Source organism: Mycobacterium sp. RTGN6, from assembly GCF_033804605.1.
Lineage (GTDB): Bacteria > Actinomycetota > Actinomycetes > Mycobacteriales > Mycobacteriaceae > Mycobacterium.
Genome location: NZ_JAPZKZ010000002.1, coordinates 362939 through 379668, shown reverse-complemented (window position 1 = coordinate 379668; position 16730 = coordinate 362939). Strand labels below are relative to the sequence as shown.

Annotated in this window: 16 protein-coding genes; 10 read left to right on the top strand and 6 right to left on the bottom strand. The window is 68.3% G+C overall.

The window, feature by feature from the left end:
* Positions 1-15 precede the first annotated feature (15 nt).
* Positions 16-873 (bottom strand): LpqN/LpqT family lipoprotein, encoded by an 858-nt coding sequence (locus SLQ33_RS06090; RefSeq protein ID WP_319452903.1) that lies wholly within the window; start codon positions 871-873, stop codon positions 16-18.
* A gap of 198 nt (positions 874-1071) precedes the next feature.
* Here SLQ33_RS06090 and leuS point away from each other — a divergent pair, with 198 nt between their 5' ends.
* Positions 1072-3948, top strand: coding sequence for a leucine--tRNA ligase (gene leuS, locus SLQ33_RS06085; RefSeq protein ID WP_319452902.1), 2877 nt, complete (start codon positions 1072-1074; stop codon positions 3946-3948).
* Here leuS and SLQ33_RS06080 read toward each other — a convergent pair.
* Positions 3945-4610, bottom strand: coding sequence for an SDR family oxidoreductase (locus SLQ33_RS06080; protein ID WP_319452901.1), 666 nt, complete (start codon positions 4608-4610; stop codon positions 3945-3947). The two genes, leuS and SLQ33_RS06080, sit on opposite strands and share 4 nt — an antisense overlap.
* A 56-nt stretch (positions 4611-4666) precedes the next feature.
* Between SLQ33_RS06080 and ggh the strand changes: the two genes are divergently transcribed.
* Both ggh and SLQ33_RS06070 read left to right on the top strand, forming a co-directional pair.
* Positions 4667-6007, top strand: coding sequence for a glucosylglycerate hydrolase (ggh, locus tag SLQ33_RS06075; protein ID WP_319452900.1), 1341 nt, complete (start codon positions 4667-4669; stop codon positions 6005-6007).
* A gap of 16 nt (positions 6008-6023) precedes the next feature.
* Positions 6024-6647, top strand: a complete 624-nt coding sequence (locus SLQ33_RS06070; protein WP_319452899.1) for a TetR/AcrR family transcriptional regulator — start codon at positions 6024-6026, stop codon at positions 6645-6647.
* On the opposite strand, the gene SLQ33_RS06065 is transcribed toward SLQ33_RS06070, so the two are convergent.
* From SLQ33_RS06065 to SLQ33_RS06055, 3 genes are read right to left on the bottom strand one after another with little or no spacing between them, the layout of a single operon-like run.
* On the bottom strand, positions 6634-8085 hold the full coding sequence (locus SLQ33_RS06065; RefSeq protein ID WP_319452898.1) for an aldehyde dehydrogenase: 1452 nt from the start codon (positions 8083-8085) through the stop codon (positions 6634-6636). The genes SLQ33_RS06070 and SLQ33_RS06065 overlap by 14 nt on opposite strands.
* A gap of 14 nt (positions 8086-8099) precedes the next feature.
* Positions 8100-8804, bottom strand: a complete 705-nt coding sequence (locus SLQ33_RS06060) for an SDR family NAD(P)-dependent oxidoreductase (protein WP_319452897.1) — start codon at positions 8802-8804, stop codon at positions 8100-8102.
* A complete protein-coding gene (locus tag SLQ33_RS06055; protein WP_319452896.1) occupies positions 8801-9619 on the bottom strand; it encodes a TauD/TfdA family dioxygenase in 819 nt (272 codons plus the stop codon). Before SLQ33_RS06055 ends, SLQ33_RS06060 begins: the two co-directional genes overlap by 4 nt.
* A gap of 118 nt (positions 9620-9737) precedes the next feature.
* Between SLQ33_RS06055 and SLQ33_RS06050 the strand changes: the two genes are divergently transcribed.
* The 7 genes from SLQ33_RS06050 to SLQ33_RS06020 are packed head-to-tail and all read left to right on the top strand — an operon-like array spanning position 9738 to position 16244.
* Positions 9738-10547 carry an SDR family NAD(P)-dependent oxidoreductase gene (locus SLQ33_RS06050; RefSeq protein WP_319452895.1) on the top strand — a complete coding sequence of 270 codons (810 nt, stop codon included), beginning with the start codon at positions 9738-9740 and terminating at the stop codon, positions 10545-10547.
* Between the two features lie 27 nt (positions 10548-10574).
* The gene (locus SLQ33_RS06045; RefSeq protein ID WP_319452894.1) at positions 10575-11555 is read left to right on the top strand and encodes a TIGR03621 family F420-dependent LLM class oxidoreductase; all 981 of its coding nucleotides are present in this window, start codon (positions 10575-10577) and stop codon (positions 11553-11555) included.
* 18 nt (positions 11556-11573) lie between these two features.
* On the top strand, positions 11574-12461 hold the full coding sequence (locus tag SLQ33_RS06040) for an enoyl-CoA hydratase/isomerase family protein (RefSeq protein ID WP_319452893.1): 888 nt from the start codon (positions 11574-11576) through the stop codon (positions 12459-12461).
* Positions 12458-13759 carry an aromatic ring-hydroxylating dioxygenase subunit alpha gene (locus SLQ33_RS06035; RefSeq protein WP_319452892.1) on the top strand — a complete coding sequence of 434 codons (1302 nt, stop codon included), beginning with the start codon at positions 12458-12460 and terminating at the stop codon, positions 13757-13759. Before SLQ33_RS06040 ends, SLQ33_RS06035 begins: the two co-directional genes overlap by 4 nt.
* Positions 13756-14091: a hypothetical protein gene (locus SLQ33_RS06030; RefSeq protein WP_319452891.1), complete on the top strand. Its 336-nt coding sequence runs from the start codon at positions 13756-13758 to the stop codon at positions 14089-14091. Before SLQ33_RS06035 ends, SLQ33_RS06030 begins: the two co-directional genes overlap by 4 nt.
* Complete coding sequence (locus SLQ33_RS06025) at positions 14088-15284, top strand: CaiB/BaiF CoA transferase family protein (RefSeq protein WP_413467588.1); 1197 nt, start codon at positions 14088-14090, stop codon at positions 15282-15284. Before SLQ33_RS06030 ends, SLQ33_RS06025 begins: the two co-directional genes overlap by 4 nt.
* 15 nt (positions 15285-15299) lie before the next feature.
* Complete coding sequence (locus tag SLQ33_RS06020) at positions 15300-16244, top strand: CoA ester lyase (protein ID WP_319452890.1); 945 nt, start codon at positions 15300-15302, stop codon at positions 16242-16244.
* On the opposite strand, the gene SLQ33_RS06015 is transcribed toward SLQ33_RS06020, so the two are convergent.
* The gene (locus tag SLQ33_RS06015; RefSeq protein ID WP_319452889.1) at positions 16241-16705 is read right to left on the bottom strand and encodes a MarR family transcriptional regulator; all 465 of its coding nucleotides are present in this window, start codon (positions 16703-16705) and stop codon (positions 16241-16243) included. The genes SLQ33_RS06020 and SLQ33_RS06015 overlap by 4 nt on opposite strands.
* Positions 16706-16730: the final 25 nt, after the last annotated feature.

The following is a 16730-nucleotide window of genomic DNA, read 5'->3' as shown; positions in this document are numbered from 1 at the left end:
GGGCAGCCCCCGGGTCTAACGCGGCGTGCCCAGCAGCTGGTTGACCGGGGCCGAGACGGGTAGCGCGGGTGCGGCGGCGACTGGGGCCGCAGGGGTCGCGGCGAGCGGGGCGGCCGGTGGCGCATCGGGTGAGGTGACCTTGTACCCGCGGAGGATGGCGTCGGTGGCGTCGCCCGCTGCGACGGACACCTGCGCGCTGGTGGTCACCGTCAGGGTCACCAGGAAGCGGTCGGGGCCGGAGCTGGCGATGACGTGACGGCGAGAGCTGTTGAGCGTCAAGTTGTTCTGCCGATAGGTGCCCTCGATGAACGACGACGGCATGCCGCCGAAGTCCGCGAGTGACCCGTCCGTGGCCCGCCACGCCGGCTGCTGCTGGCTGTCGATCAAGCCGTGGCTGATGGCTTCCTTGGGGTCGAAGTCGCCGACCAACTTGTAGACGACGAGCGCGGCGTTGGAGGTGTACAGCCCGTCGCCGCCGACGCGGTCCGCGATCACGGCGAAGGCATCGGGCACGTTGGGGTCGGGTACGTGGCTCCAGCCCTGCGGCATCGGTAGCACGATGTTGAGCGCCTTGAAGTCGGCCGCCTTCTGCGGTTCGAGCCCGACGTTTTTGCTCTTGAGGAAGTCGGCGATGGTCACCGACGTCGCGGGGACGATGGTGGCCGGTGCAGGCGCGGCTGGGGTGGCGACGTTCAGCCCCGCGGCCTGCGGAGCGAGCGTGACGGTCTGCGTCACCGTCGCGGGTGCGGGCAGCGGAGGTTGCGGAACGACGGGATCGGCCGACGCAGTGGCGCATGCGAAGCCGACGACGACGGCCATTGCGGCGGCGGGTGCTCCAGCTAGAAGCCCCCAACGGCGGGCGTTCTCGAACATCTGACGGCGGTCCTTCCGAACTCTCCTGGATAGCTTCGGGCTGCGTGTGCCCATGGCCAGGCGCCGACTGTATCCACCGCGCCGGGTTTGCCACTAGGGCCGGAATCGACCTGCAACCATGCCCTGACCGGTCTGAAACGAAACCGATACCAAGCCGTGGCCGCAGGCACCTCGGAGGCCGTTGACTACCCTGTTCACGTGACAGACGCGGAGGCCGACACGCCGCAGCATCGCTACGGCGCGGAGTTGGCGAACGAGCTCGAACGGGCGTGGCAGGAGACGTGGGCCCTGTTGGGCACGTTCAACGTGCCCAATCCGGTTGGCTCGCTCGCACCGGCCGACGGCGCCGGCGTGCCCGCCGACAAGATGTTCGTGCAGGACATGTTCCCGTACCCGTCGGGTGAAGGGCTGCACGTCGGTCACCCACTTGGCTACATCGCCACCGACGTCTACGCGCGCTACTTCCGGATGACGGGGCGCAACGTCTTGCATGCCTTGGGGTTCGACGCCTTCGGGCTGCCCGCCGAACAGTACGCAGTGCAAACGGGCACGCACCCGCGCACGCGGACCGAGGCCAACATCGTCAACTTCCGCCGTCAGCTGGGCCGGCTGGGGCTCGCCCACGACTCGCGGCGCAGCTTCGCCACCACCGACGTCGACTTCTACAAGTGGACCCAGTGGATCTTCCTGCAGATCTACCAGGCGTGGTTCGACCCGGCGCTGAACCGGGCCCGCCGCATCGACGAATTGATCGCCGAGTTCGATTCGGGTGCGCGGGTTCTCGACTCACTCGATCCCCGGGTCGCCGCGCTCCTGCCCGCCGGTGCTCGGAATTGGGCCGAGCTCTCGGTCGGCGAACGGGCCGACGTCGTCGACTCGTACCGGCTGGTGTACCAGTCGGACTCGATCGTCAACTGGTGCCCTGGGTTGGGCACGGTGCTCGCAAACGAGGAAGTCACCTCCGACGGCCGCAGCGACCGCGGCAACTTCCCAGTCTTCCGGAAGCGGTTGCGGCAGTGGATGATGCGCATCACCGCCTACTCCGATCGACTGCTGGACGACCTCGAGGTGCTGGACTGGCCGGACAAGGTCAAGGCCATGCAGCGCAACTGGATCGGCCGCTCGACCGGTGCGCAGGTCCAGTTCGCCACCGACGCGGGCGACATCGAGGTGTTCACCACGCGGCCGGACACCCTCTACGGAGCGACGTACATGGTGCTCGCGCCGGAGCACCCATTGGTCGAGCAACTGACCGCCGCGAACTGGCCGGACGGGGTTGACCCGAGGTGGACCTACGATGCGGCCACGCCCGGCGAGGCGGTGGCGTCGTATCGCGCCGCCATTGCGGCGAAGTCGGATGTGGAGCGTCAGGAGAACAAGACCAAGACCGGTGTGTTCACCGGGTCATACGCCACCAATCCGGTCAACGGGCAACGCATTCCGGTCTTCATCGCCGACTACGTGCTGATCGGATACGGGACGGGCGCCATCATGGCGGTGCCCAGCGGTGACCAGCGCGACTGGGAGTTCGCGACGCAGTTCGGGCTGCCGATCATCGAGGTGGTCAGCGGCGGCGACGTGACCCAGGCGGCGTACAACGGCGACGGCGTGCTGGTCAACAGCGACTATCTCGACGGATTGAGCGTCGCGTCGGCCAAGGAGGCGATCGTGGCGCGGCTGGAGGCCGACGGCCATGGCCGCGCCCGGGTCGAGTACAAGCTTCGCGACTGGTTGTTCGCCCGCCAAAGGTACTGGGGTGAGCCGTTTCCCATCGTCTACGACGAGGACGCTCGGGCCCACGCGCTGTCGGAGGCGCAGCTGCCCGTCGAACTGCCTGACATCGCCGACTACGCGCCGGTGCAGTTCGACCCGGACGACGCCGACACCGAACCGTCGCCGCCGCTGGCGAAGGCCACCGACTGGGTAAGCGTCGAGTTGGACTTGGGGGACGGGCTCAAGCGCTACACCCGCGATACCAACGTGATGCCGCAGTGGGCGGGCAGCTCCTGGTACGAGCTGCGCTACGCCGACCCGCTGAACTCGGAATCGTTCTGCGCCAAGGAGAACGAGGCGTACTGGATGGGGCCTCGGCAGGCCGAGCATGGCGTCGACGATCCCGGTGGTGTCGACCTCTACGTCGGCGGCGTCGAGCACGCGGTGCTGCACTTGCTGTACTCGCGGTTCTGGCACAAGGTGCTCTACGACCTCGGCTACGTGAGTTCCCGCGAGCCCTACCGGCGGCTCGTGAACCAGGGCTACATCCAGGCGTTCGCCTACACGGACTCCCGCGGCAGCTACGTGCCCGCCGCGGAAGTCGTTGAGCGGGAAGGGAAGTTCTACTGGTCCGGGCCCGACGGCGAGGTCGAGGTCAACCAGGAGTTCGGCAAGATCGGCAAGAGCCTGAAGAACTCCGTGTCCCCAGACGAGATCTGCGACGAGTACGGCGCGGACACGCTGCGCGTCTACGAGATGTCGATGGGCCCGCTGGAGGCGTCGCGGCCGTGGGCCACCAAGGACGTCGTCGGCGCGCACCGCTTCCTGCAGCGGGTCTGGCGCGTGGTGATCGACGAGCAGACGGGCCTCGAGCGCGTCGCCGACCACGAGGCGCTCGGCGACGAGACGCTGCGGCTGCTGCACAAGACCATCGCGGGCGTCTCCGAGGACTACATCGCGCTGCGTAACAACACCGCGGCGGCCAAGCTCATCGAGTACACGAACCATCTGACCAAGGAGGAAGTCACCGCTCGCGCGGCCGTCGAGCCGCTGGTGCTGATGGTGGCTCCGCTGGCCCCGCACCTCGCCGAGGAGCTCTGGAAGCGGCTGGGCCACGAGACCTCGCTGGCGCGTGGACCGTTCCCAGTGGCCGATCCGGCCTACCTGGTGGAGGACACCATCGAGTACCCGGTGCAGGTCAACGGGAAGGTGCGCGGGCGGGTCACCGTGGCCGCCGACGCCGACGCCGATGCGCTGGAGGCGGCGGCGCTGGCCGACGAGAAGGTCGCGGCGTTCCTGGCCGGAGCCACGCCAAAGAAGATCATCGTGGTGGCCGGCCGCCTGGTGAACATCGTTCTTTAGCGGGGGCGGACGATGACCTCGTGGACGTGCGCGTCGGGCGGCGCCGCGACCGCCTGCGCAACCACTGCGGCGACCGTCTCCGGCGACAGGAACTGCTCCGGGCGGTACTCGCGGCCCTCGTAGGCGATGAGGTCCTCCTGCATGGGCGTCGCGATCCGTCCTGGGTGGATCGACGTCACCCGCAGGCCGGGCTCGTCGGTCCGCAAGGCATCCGCGAACCCGCGCAACGCGAACTTGCTCGCCGAGTAGGACGCCAACCCGGGGGAGGCGTTGATCCCGGCGCCGGAGTTGACGAAGACGACGTGGCCGCCGGCCGCCCGCAGCGCAGGCAGCAGCGCGAGCGTGAGCGCCACCGGCCCGACCACGTTGACGGCCAGCGTGGCGCGCCACTCGTCGACCGATGACTCCGCGACCCGGGCCGGGTACGCGACGCCCGCGTTGTGGACCAGCACGTCGAGTTCGACGATCGGCTCGACGATGGCGTCGATTCCGTCGGGGTCGGCCAGGTCGACGGGCCACGTGGTGGCGCCGAACCGCTCGGCGACCTCGTCGATCCGCTCCGACGGCCGGCCTGCCAGAAACAGTGTGTGGGTGGGGGCGAGCGCAGCGGCGATGGCACTGCCGAGCCCTCCGCCGGCTCCGGTAATCATCGCCGTAGGCACGGGAACCGACCCTACCGACCTGCGTTTTCCGCGCCGACGCCGCATCATGGAACCTGATGGCACCCGACCCGACCTTCGCGCCGACGCAGCTCGCGGCCCGCGCCGCCTACTTGTTGCGCGGCAATGACCTGGGCACGATGACGACTGCGGCACCGTTGCTGTACCCCCACATGTGGAGTTGGGACGCGGCGTTCGTGTCGATCGGGCTGGCCCCGCTGAGCGTCGAGCGGGCCGTCGTCGAACTCGACACGCTGCTGTCGGCGCAGTGGAGCAACGGGATGATCCCGCACATCGTCTTCGCCAACGGTGTCGACGGGTACTTCCCCGGGCCCGCGCGCTGGGCGACGTCGGCGCTGGCCGCGAACGCCCCGCGAAATCGGCACACGTCCGGCATCACTCAGCCGCCGGTGCACGCGATCGCCGTTCAGCGCATCCTCGACCACGCGCGCACCCGCGGTCGGTCGACGCGTGCCGTCGCCGAGGCGTTCCTCGACCGGCGGTGGGCCGATCTGGTGCGTTGGCACCGGTGGCTGGCGGAGGCGCGGGATCCCAACGGGCACGGTCGGGTCACGCTGTATCACGGCTGGGAGTCCGGCATGGACAACTCACCACGCTGGGACAGCGCGTACGCAAATGTGGTGCCCGGCAATGTGCCCGAGTATCAACGCGAGGACAACAAGATCAATACCGACGCCAGCCAGCGCCCGTCGGACGTGGAGTACGACCGCTACTTGTGGCTGCTCGAGGAGATGAAGTCGGCGCGCTATGACGACGAGCTTCTACGCAAGGTGATGAGTTTCCAAGTCGAGGACGTGTTCGTTTCGGCCATCCTGTCGGTGGCGTGCACCGTGCTGGCCGAGATCGGCGAGGACTACAAGCGTCCAAACGCCGACGTGCGCGACCTCTACGGATGGGCCGAGCGCTTCCGTACCGGGGTCGTCGACACGACTGACGAACGGACCGGGGCAGCAAGGGATTACGACGTCCGCGCGGAGAAGTGGGTGGCCACCGAGACGGTCGCCCAGTTCGCGCCGCTGCTGTGCGGCGGCCTTCCACACGACAAGGAGCGGGCGTTGTTGCGGCTGCTCGAAGGACCGCGCTTCTGTGGGCACCCCGACATGAAGTATGCGTTGATCCCGTCGACGTCGCCGGTCTCGCGTGACTTCCGCCAGCGTGAGTACTGGCGGGGGCCGGTGTGGCCGGTGATGACGTGGCTGTTCTCCTGGTGCTTCGCGCGCCGGGGCTGGGCCGAGCGGGCTACGAAGCTGCGCCGGGAGGGGCTGCGCCAGGCCAGCGACGGCACCTTCGCCGAGTACTACGAGCCGTTCTCCGGCGAGCCGCTCGGCAGCATGCAACAGTCGTGGACCGCGGCCGCTGTTCTGGATTGGCTGGGCTAGTCGTACAATTCGGCTGGTGGCGACACGGCGAGGACGGCCCACGCAAGCCGAGGCGAAGCAGCTCGACTTGGCGGTGCGCGAGGCGGCGGTGGCCACGTTCGTCGAAATGGGTTATGCCGGAGCCAGTATGGAGGCGATCGCCCGCGCGGCGGGCATCACCAAGCGGTCGCTGTACGCCCGCTATCCCGACAAGCGCGCGGTGTTCGCCGACGTGATCCCTTGGGCGCTGGCGCGTTACACCGACGACGAGTCCCTCGGCGAGTTCGACGACGACGATCTCGAGACGGCATTGCTTGCATTGGGCCGCGCATCACTGGCCCGCGCCACGCACCCACAGAACGTGCGGCTCAAACGCATCGCGTTCAACGAGGCCGCACTGTTTCCGGAGTTCAACGTCTCCGCCGAGTCGATGATGTGGGCGGGGCGTCAGCGGGTCGCCACCGAGTTGCTGCGGCGCCACCAGGAACTCGGCACCATCGAGGTCGACGATCTCGAACTGGCCGCGGAGCACTTCCTAGCGATGGTCGAGGCGGTGCCCGCGCGGATGGCCGACTTCGGCGTCTACCGGTCGAAGAAGCAGCAGGAGCGTCACCTCCAGTACGCGGTGCGGTTGTTCCTCCGCGGCGTCATTCCGCGCTGACCCCCGAAATCGACTGGCTGACAACGTATCCGTCGATTCCCTCCCGACCGAGTTCGCGGCCCCAGCCGCTGGCCTTCATGCCGCCGTACGGGGCCAGGGGATCCATGATGTAACCCTCATTGACGCCGAACGAACCGGCGCGCACGCGTGCGGCGAGCGCCAGCCCGTGCGCGGAGTCCGCGGTGAACACCGCACCCGCCAGCCCGTAGTCGGAGTCGTTGGCGATTGCGACGGCATCTTCCTCGTCCCGGTACGGAATGACGGTGAGCACCGGACCGAAGATCTCCTCTCGGGCGATGCGCATGTCGTTGGTGGCGTCGGCGAACAACGTCGGGCGCACGTACCACCCGCGGTCGAGGCCGTCGGGAAGGTCCCCGCCGCCGACCACCAGCCGCGCGCCTTGGCGCAGGCCGTCGGCGATGTAGCCGCGCACCGAATCCTGCTGACGCTGCGCGACGAGCGGACCCAGCTGGGTCGCCGGGTTTGAGGGATCACCGACCGTCAGCCCCACCAACTCCGCCTGCAAGGCGTCGACGAATTCGGTTGCGCGGGAGGCGGGTACGAGCACCCGGCTGAGCGCGTTGCAGACCTGCCCGCTGTTGGCGAGGCTGGCCATCTGGATGGCCTTCGCGGTGGCGGCCGGGTCGGCGTCGTCGAGCACGATGGCGGCCGACTTCCCGCCGAGTTCGAGGGTGACCTGCTTGAGTCCCTCGGCGCATGCGATCGCCACGTTGCGGCCCGCCGCCGTCGACCCGGTGAACGACACCTTGTCGACGCCGGGATGGGCCACCAGCGCCGCACCGGCCGCGCGATCACCGGGCACCACGTTGAGCACGCCGGGCGGTAGGTCCACTGACTCGACGAGCTCCGCGAACAGCAGGGCGTCGAGCGCCGACTCCGGCGCAGGCTTGAGCACGACGGTGCAGCCGGCGAGCAGCGCGGGGATGACCTTGCCGATGGTGAGGAACTGCGGCATGTTCCACGGCACCACCGCCGCGACCACCCCGACCGGTTGCCGGGTGACGCGAATGTCCTTGCCGTAGAAGCCCGGTCGGACCTCGTCCCACGGGTACGCGGCGGCTACCTTGCAGAATGCCGCCATGGCCGTCAGTGGAAGGCGGGCCTGCACGTGTTTGGCGAACGTGATGGGCGCGCCGATCGTGGCGGAGATCAGCTCGGCCATTTCGCCGCGCCGCTCCTTGTATGCGGCGGCCAGTCGCTCGACGGCGGCGATGCGCGCTTCGGGCGCCAACCGCGGCCACGGACCGGTGTCGAAGGCCGCGCGGGCGGCGGCCACCGCACGGTCGACGTCGGCGGGCGATGCGGCAGGCGCCCGTCCGATCACCTGCTCGGTGTGCGGTGACACGACGTCGATGGCGGCCCCACCGCTGGGCGCCGTCCACTCGCCGTCGATGAACAGTTGCGTGCGGTGGTACATGGCTCTCCTTCGAGCTAGGTGCAGCGTCCGCCGTTGACGCCGACGAGCTGGCCGGTGATGTAGCCGGCCTCCTCGGAAACCAGGAACGCGCAGGTGGCAGCGATGTCCTCGGGCTGGCCGATCCGCCGGACCGGGATCTGCGCGGCGATGTCCTCCACCGTTCCGCCAAGGAGACCGTCCGCCTCGGCCTTGCGCAGCATGGGCGTGTCGATGGAGCCGGGCGGCACCACGTTGGCCGTGATGCCCTGCGGACCGTATTCCAGCGCAAGGGTTTTCGTGAGCCCGTTGACGGCCGACTTCGCTGCGACGTAGGCCGCCTGGAAGGGCGAACCGGAGTGGGTGCTCGACGAGGAGATGTTGACGATCCGCCCCCAACCGGCCTCCAACATGTCGGGCAGCACCGCCTGAGTGACGTGGAAGACGCCGTGCAGGTTGACGTCGATGACCTTGCACCATTCGTCGAAGCCGATGTTGGTGAACCGGCGGAACGACGTCATCCCCGCGGCATTGACGAGGATCGTGATGGGCCCCAGCGCGCCGCGGATGGCGCCGAGCGCGTCGTCGAGCTGCGCCCGGTCGGTGACGTCGGCGGCGTAGCTGAAGTCGGTGCCCGATGCGGTCAGGTCGATGGTGGCGACGTGGTTGCCGTCCGCCCGGAGTCGATCCGCGATAGCCAACCCGATACCCGACGCACCGCCGGTGACCAGCGCGGTCTTCACGCCCAGGCCTCCTGGCCCTTGACGTGGGTCCGGCGAAGCATGCGGTCCGACGACGGGTCGTAGGGCAGGGCGCGGTGCAGCACTGCCGTGTTGTCCCACAGCACGGCGTCACCGACCGACCAGTCGTGGGCGTGGCAGAACCGCGATTGCGTCGTCCATGCCAGCAGTTCGTCGAGCAGGGCTCGACTCTCGTCGGCGGCCACGCTGACGATGTGGTCGGCGGTGGCGCCGATGACCAGGGAGCGCCGCCCGTCGCGGCGTTGCCAGACGAGTGAGCTCTCATGGCTCGGTACGGTGCGCCAACTGGCGAGCTCGTCGGGGGTCGGGTCGGGATTCACCTTCCGCTGAGCGGCTTCGAAGCTGTGCACGACCCGCAGCCCGTCGTAGCGCTTGCGTTCGTGTGAGGGCAGGTTCTCGTATGCCGCATAGGTATTGGCGAACTCGGTGCCGCCACCTTCGGCCGACAGCCGCCGCCCGGTGAGCATCGTCGCCCGCGACGGGACGTCGCTGGTGGTGTCGTCGAGGTGCCAGTGAAACGCGCCCTTGAGGTACTCGGCGAGCTTGTTCACCTTCTTGTCCATCGAGATGGTCGACAGTTCCTTGCCGCCAGGGGTACCGCCCTGCCCGCCGAACTTCCTACTGAACGCCAGCTGGGCATCGTCGTCGAAGTGCGCGCCACGGATCAGCAGCACGCCGCGCCACTTGAGCGCCTCCCGGCATTGCGCGATCACTGCGTCGTCGAGCAGGTCGTCGCCGGTTCCGTAGTCGACGAGCTCGGCGCCCAGTTCCGGGCTGAGCGCCATCGTTTCGGCCATGTCGAGCCGCCTTTCGGTCGCCTTGGTTGGGGTGGTCGGGTAATCACCACCCTATCAACAAAATATACTCTGTCGTATACTTAGGTGGCAATGCGAAGCAGAAGGGAGTCGACGACACATGGGCGGAGCATCCACCGGCCGGCTTGACGGCAAGGTCGCGCTGATCACGGGCGCGGGTTCGGGCATCGGATGGGCGGCGGCCAAGCTGTTCGCCGCAGAGGGAGCGCGGGTCGTCTGCGTCGACGTCACCGGCACCGAGTCGGACGCCGCGGACGCCATCGGCGATTCGGCGGTTGCGGTGCGCGCCGACGTCACCCATGCCGGTGACGTCCAGCGCATGGTCGACGTCGCGGTCGAGCGGTTCGGAGGGCTGGACGTCCTCTTCAACAACGCCGGTATCGGCGGTCCTCGGGCCAAGCTGGCCGACACCGACGAGGACTTCTTCGACAGGTTGATCGCCGTGAACCTCAAGGGCGTCTTCCTCGGGATGAAGTACGCGCTTCCGGTGATGCTGCGCGCCAACCGAGGCGCGATCATCAACACGGCGTCGGCGTCCGCATTGGTCGGGTGGAAGGGCCTGTCGTGCTACGCCGCGACGAAGGCGGGGGTCGTCGAGATGACGAAATCCGCTGCGCTGGACTACGCCCGCTCCGGCATTCGCATCAATGCGATCTGTCCGGGCATGACGTATACCGGGCGCGCGGGTGGCAGCCCGGATGCCGAGGTCCCCGATGGGGCGCACCTGCCGACGCCGATGGCGCGCTGGGGTGAGCCCGCCGAACTGGCTGCCGCCGCGTTGTTTCTGGCCAGTGACGACGCGTCCTTCATCACCGGAGCAGCGCTTCCCGTCGACGGCGGCTACAGCGCGAGCGGCCCGATGCTCGGTGCCCGCGCCAATCAAAACAAATATACAAAACCGTATACTTAAGTCGAGATTCCGAGTACGCTCGGCGTCGTGGACAGGCAGCCCTTCCGCTTCGCGATTCAGGCGACCAACGCCTCCGGGGCACGCGACTGGCGTGAATTCGCCTGCAAGGTAGAGGAGCTCGGATACACGACGCTCTTTCTCGCCGACCACTACCTCGGCCCGGGACCCGCCCAGCGCGCCGCTCACACCCCGCGTCAGGACCTGGCTCCCATCGCGGCGATCGCTGCGGCGGCCGCCCACACGACGGTGCTGCGCGTCGGCTGCCGGGTGTTCTGCGTCGACTACCACGTCCCCGCAGTGCTGGCCAAGGAGGTGGCGACGCTGGACCTGTTGTCCGACGGCCGGCTCGAGGTCGGGATCGGCGCTGGGTGGAGCGGGGTCGAGTACGAGGCGATGGGGATCGCCTTCGACACGCCCGGCCGGCGCATCGCGAAGCTCAAGGAGGTCGTCGCGCTGGTCAAGGCGCACTGCGCAGGCGAGGAGCTGGACCGCAGCGGCGAGTACGTGAACGTCAACGGCTACAAGGGAACCCCGCAACCGGTCCAACGCCCGCACCCGCCGGTCATGATCGGCGGCGGAGGAAGGCGGGTGTTGACCTACGCCGGCCAGGAGGCCGACATCGTCAGCATCAACACCGTGCCGTTCACGCTGCGCAACGATGACGGGCTCACCCCGCAGGAGGAGGCGGTGCGCCGCTTCGAGTACGTACGGACGGCGGCGGCGACGCGTATCGGCGACCTGGACATCGAGACCTCGCCGTACTTCGTCTCGATCGTCGAATCCGCCGCCGCTGCCGACGTCGAAACCGCCTACGAGCGCGTCGCCACAAAGACGGGGATGACGCTCGAGGTGTTGCGCGACCACCCCAACGTGCTCGTCGGATCCGCCGACGCCATCGCCGAGACACTGCAGGCGCGCCGCGAGGACTACGGCACCAACTACGTGACAGTTCAGCAGACCCAGGCTCAGAGGTTTGCGCCCATCGTGGCGCGCTTGACCGGAACGTAACGACCGAGAGGACTCTCAATGGCGAAGCGCACGAGATTCACCGAATACCAAAACCGTTATGCCAACTACAAGTTCGAGCTGACCGACGACGGCATCCTGTTCATGCAGTGCCACACGGGAGGCGACAGCCTGGTGTGGAGCTGGCAGGCCCACGACGACATGTGCGACGCGTTCGCCGACGTCGCGGGCGACCGCGAGATCAAGGTGCTGATTCACACGGGCACCGGTGCGAACTACAACGCCAACTGGGGTCGGCTACCCAACGGTGACCCGCCGGAGCAGCCCGAGTACCTGTTGATGCCCGGCACCCGCGGATTGGTCAAGCTCGACGAGAAGGCCTGGTATGCAAGGCATCTGATCTTCAACGTACTCGACGTCGACGTCCCGATGATCAGCGCCGTCAACGGCCCGTGCAACATGCACTCCGAGGTGCCGTTGATGGGCGACATCGTGCTGGCGTCGGACGACGCGTACTTCCAGGACGCGTCGCACTTTCCGCGCGGGCAGGTCCCCGGCGACGGACAGCACGTCATCTGGAGCTTCCTCGCCGGCCACACGCGGGCCCGCTACTTCCTGCTCACCGGCAAGAAGCTCGGCGCGCAGGAGGCCAAGGAATGGGGGGTGGTCAACGAGGTGCTGCCCAAGGACCAACTCCTCGATCGCGCCTGGGAACTGGCCCGCGAACTCGTCAGGCGCCCGCCGCTGACGCTGCGGTACTCCCGCCAGCTGTTCACCAATCCGCTCAAGCGCGCATTCATCGACGAGCTCGGTCACGGCCTGGCCCGGGAGACGTACGCGCAGCGTGCATTCTTCCCGTTCGGCGGTGAGATGGAGCCGCTCGATCGCCCCTGGGACCAGCAGCCCTGGTCCAACGGCCACCATGTCGACGAAGGAGCCAACTCGTGACAAGCATTCAGCAGCGCCTCGCCACCGGGCGCGGAAAGTTCACCCCCGACTACCCCGACCTCGGCACCGGCCCGGTGAACTACGAAGACTCCATCTCCGAGGAGTTCTTCGCCGCCGAGCGCAAGGCCGTGTTCGAGCGCAGCTGGCTGTGCATCGGGCGCATGGAACGCCTGCCGCGCAAGGGGTCCTACTTCACGCGGGAGCTGCCGGGCCGGCTGGCGTCGCTCGTCATCACCCGCGACCTCGACGACAACGTCTACGCGTTCCACAACGTCTGCGCACACCGCGGCAACAAGGTGGTGTGGCAGGAACATCCGCAGGAGGAGTCGGCGGGCAGCTGCCGCGCGTTCTCCTGCAAGTACCACGGGTGGCGCTACGGGCTCAACGGCGTGGTCAACCACATCACCAACGAGGAGGAGTTCTTCGACCTCGACAAGAGCAAGCTGCGCATGCCGGCGGTGCACTGCGAGGTGTGGGCGGGCTTCATCTTCGTCAACCTCTCCGACGACGCGGAGCCACTGCGCACGTTCCTGGGCGAGGGCCTGCTGGGCATGGAGTCATACCCGTTCGACCTCATGACGCAGCACTACGGCTTCGCGACGCAGATCAAGGGCAACTGGAAGCTGGCCGTCGACTCGGTCTGCGAGTGGTACCACCCGCCCTACGTCCACGGGCGCTTCATCGACCCGGACGTCTCCAAGGCCGAGAAGATGGTGCCGCCCGTCGACTCGTACCACTACGACCTGTTCCGGCCGCACATGCTGACGTCGGTGCCAGGGCCGCCCATCTTGGCGCCGCGTGCGCCCGGCGGCGCAGGCGAGCCGCGCCAGGACCAACGGTGGGTATACAAGCTGTTCCGCGCCGGGCTATTCGGACCCGACGACGTGCCCGACATCGGACCGCTGCCGAGCTTTCTAAACCGCGGCAACATCGCGTCGTGGGGCAACGACCAGTTCTGGGTCTTCCCGAACATTTCGATCCAGCTCTGGGCCCGCAACTACTACATCACCTACACCTATTGGCCCGAGACGGTCGACACCCACGTCTACGAGATCGACCTGTACTTCGTGCCACCGGCCAACGCGCACGAGCGGCTGGCTCAGGAAGTGGTGGTGGACAGCACCATCGAGTTCGCCATGCAGGACGTCAACACCATCGAGGCCACGCACTCGGCGCTGAAGACCCGCGCGCAGACCACCTTCCACCTCAGCGACCAGGAACTGCTGATCCGGCAGTTCCACACGGTCATCCGGGACACCGTCGCGGCGCACCAGGCTGGGCAGGAGCAGAAGTCATGACGGAACGCCAACTGCCGGAGGGCTTCTCCGAACTCGAACGATGGGTGAACGACTGGGCGCTCGCGACCCGAGCCGAACGGTACGCCGCACGGTTGGACCGTCCCTTCGACGAGCTGGTCGAGTTCTACGACGCGATCGCGCCGCACGCCGAGCGGGCGATCGCCCACCTCGACGGGCTGGACGTGAACGCGTTGCCTGCCGAGGCGATCCGGCTCATGCACATGCTGTACTCGATGATCCTGGTGTCGTATGCGGTGAACGTGTTCCATCAGAACCGCATTCCGGATTCGGGCGCCGCGTTCTTCGAGATGGTCGCCGAACCGGCACTGTGAGCACGTTGCCGCTGTCGGGCATCCGGGTGATCGACGCCGCGACGCTTGCGGCGGGGCCCTTGGTCGCCACTGCACTCGGGGAGTTCGGCGCCGAGGTCATCAAGGTGGAGCAACCTGGCGTCGGCGACCCGTTGCGGACGTGGGGTGCCCGGCGTGACGACGTCGGGCTGATCTGGAAGAGCGTGAGCCGCAACAAGAAGTGCGTCACGCTCGACATGCGGACGGCCGACGGCCGCGCGCTTCTGCACGGCCTGCTCGAGGTCAGTGACGTCCTGGTGATCAACACCCGGCCCAGCACCCTGGCCCGGTGGGGGCTCGACTACCAGACGCTTCACGCGCAGTACCCGCTGCTCGTCATGCTCCACGTCACGGGATACGGCGCGGGTGGGCCGGCCAGCGACCGTCCGGGTTTCGGCACGCTCGCCGAGGCCATGAGTGGGTTCGCCCACGTCACCGGTCAGCCCGATGGCCCGCCCACGTTGCCGCCCTTCATGCTGGCCGACGGCGTCGCGGCGCAGGCCGCTACCTATGCCGTCATGATGGCGTTGTATCACCGCGACGTGCACTGCAGCCCAGGCCAACTCGTCGACGTGAGCCTCATCGAGCCGCTGGCCCGGCTGGTCGAGCAGGCGACGCTGGCCTACGACCAGCTCGGCCAGCTCCAGGGCCGCACCGGCAACCGGGTCGATGCGAGCGCACCGCGCAACGCCTACCGCACGTCCGACGACCGATGGATCGCCATCTCGAGCGCGTCGTCGAGCGTGGCGGCGCGCGTGTACCGCGCAATCGACAGGGCCGACCTCGCGGCGCGCCCCGAGTACGTCGACCCGGTGCCCCGGCAGGCGCGCTCGGCGGAGGTCGACGGACTGGTCGCCGCGTGGATCGCAGGCCATACCTTCGAGCACGCGATGAAGGTGTTCCTCGCCGAAGACGTTGCGGCCGCGCCGATCTACGACGCGCAGCAACTGCTCGCCGACGAGCACCTGCGGGCTCGGGGAACGTTCGTGACGCTCGACGATCCGGACCTGGGGGCCATGACCGTGCAGGGTCCCGTCGCGCGGCTCAGCGAGACGCCGGGCCACGTCGCGCACCTCGGGCGGGCCCTCGGTGCCGACACCGACGCCGTCTTCGCCGAACTATTGGGACTCGACACCGACCGCCTCGCCGCCCTGCGCGCGGCTGGCACCATCTGAACCCAGGGAGCCGTCATGACCCAACCAAGCCGAAGTCGGCCGCGCCGAAGCGAACTCGCGACACCAGCGAGCAACGAGCACATGTGCGAAGTGGCGGCGAAGGCCGGCGCGGATCTGGTGTTCCTCGACCTCGAAGACGCGTGTGCGCCCGCCGCGAAGGAGTCCGCCCGCGTCACGGCCGTCGCCGCGCTGACGGACCTGGACTGGGGCGATACCATCCGCGCGATCCGGATCAACGGCCTCGACACCCCGTGGTGTTACGGGGACATCGTGGAGGTCGTCACCGGTGCACGTGACGCGCTCGACGTGATCATCGTGCCGAAAGTCCTTGCCGCCCGGGATGTCTGGTGGGTCGACGTGCTGCTCACCCAGCTGGAGGCCAAGCTGGGGCTCGCGCGTCGCATCGGTTTGGAGGCGCTCATCGAGGAGGCCGACGGGCTACTGCATGCCGCCGAGATCGCCCGTGCCAGTGACCGGTTGGAGGCAGTCATCTTCGGAGCGGGCGACTTGTCGGCCTCGCTGCGGGCCCGCGTCGACGGAAACTTCCAGCCGGTCGGTGAGTACCCGGGCGACTACTGGCACGCGGTGCGGGTACAGGTACTGGCTGCCGCGCGCGCGGCGGGCGTCGCCGCGATCGACGCGCCCTACCCCGGGTATCGGGACTCCGACGGGTACCGCCGCGCCGCGACGCATGCGAGCCTGCTCGGCTTCGACGGCAAGTGGGCGATCCATCCCGATCAGGTGCCCGTCGCGAACGCAGTCTTCACGCCAACGGACGACGACCTCGCCGATGCCCGCGCGATCGTCGAGGACTACCGGCGGGCGCAGGCGGGGGGCGTCGGAGCGGTGGGTCGCGATGGGAAGCTGGTGGATGCGGCGCTGATGCGGCACGCGGCCAACGTGCTTCGGCGCGCGGTGCCGCCGGAGGCGGTGGATGTACCGGGGCCGCCGGAAGACTAGTCGACGGACTGTTGGGCTAGCTTGGCCAACGAGGTGATCGCGCCCGCCAGGGTGGCCCGTTCCTCAGCGGTCAGCTTGCTCAGCAGGGCACCGAGGGCGGCCCGGCGGGTGGCCAGCGCCTCGCGGTGTTGCACCAGGCCGCGCGGGGTCACGTCGACGAGCACGGCGCGTAGGTCCGACGGGTCGCGGGACCGCTTGACCAGCCCCAGTTTCTCGAGCCGGCGGATGGCCACCGTGGTGGTGGGGGTGCGGACCCGCTCGTGGGCGGCGAGCTCCGTCATGCGCATCGGGCCCTGATCGAGGAGCGTCAGCAGGATCGATAGCTGCGCCAACGTCAGGTCGGCGCCGGTGTCGGTGGCATTGCGGCTGGAGTCGGTACGACGGAGCACCGAGAACAGCTTTGAGAGCGTCGCTTGGAGCTCCCCGGCCAGTTCAGTGACCTGTGGTTCGGTTTCCACCATAATTTTGGCAGTCTAACCTCTTGGC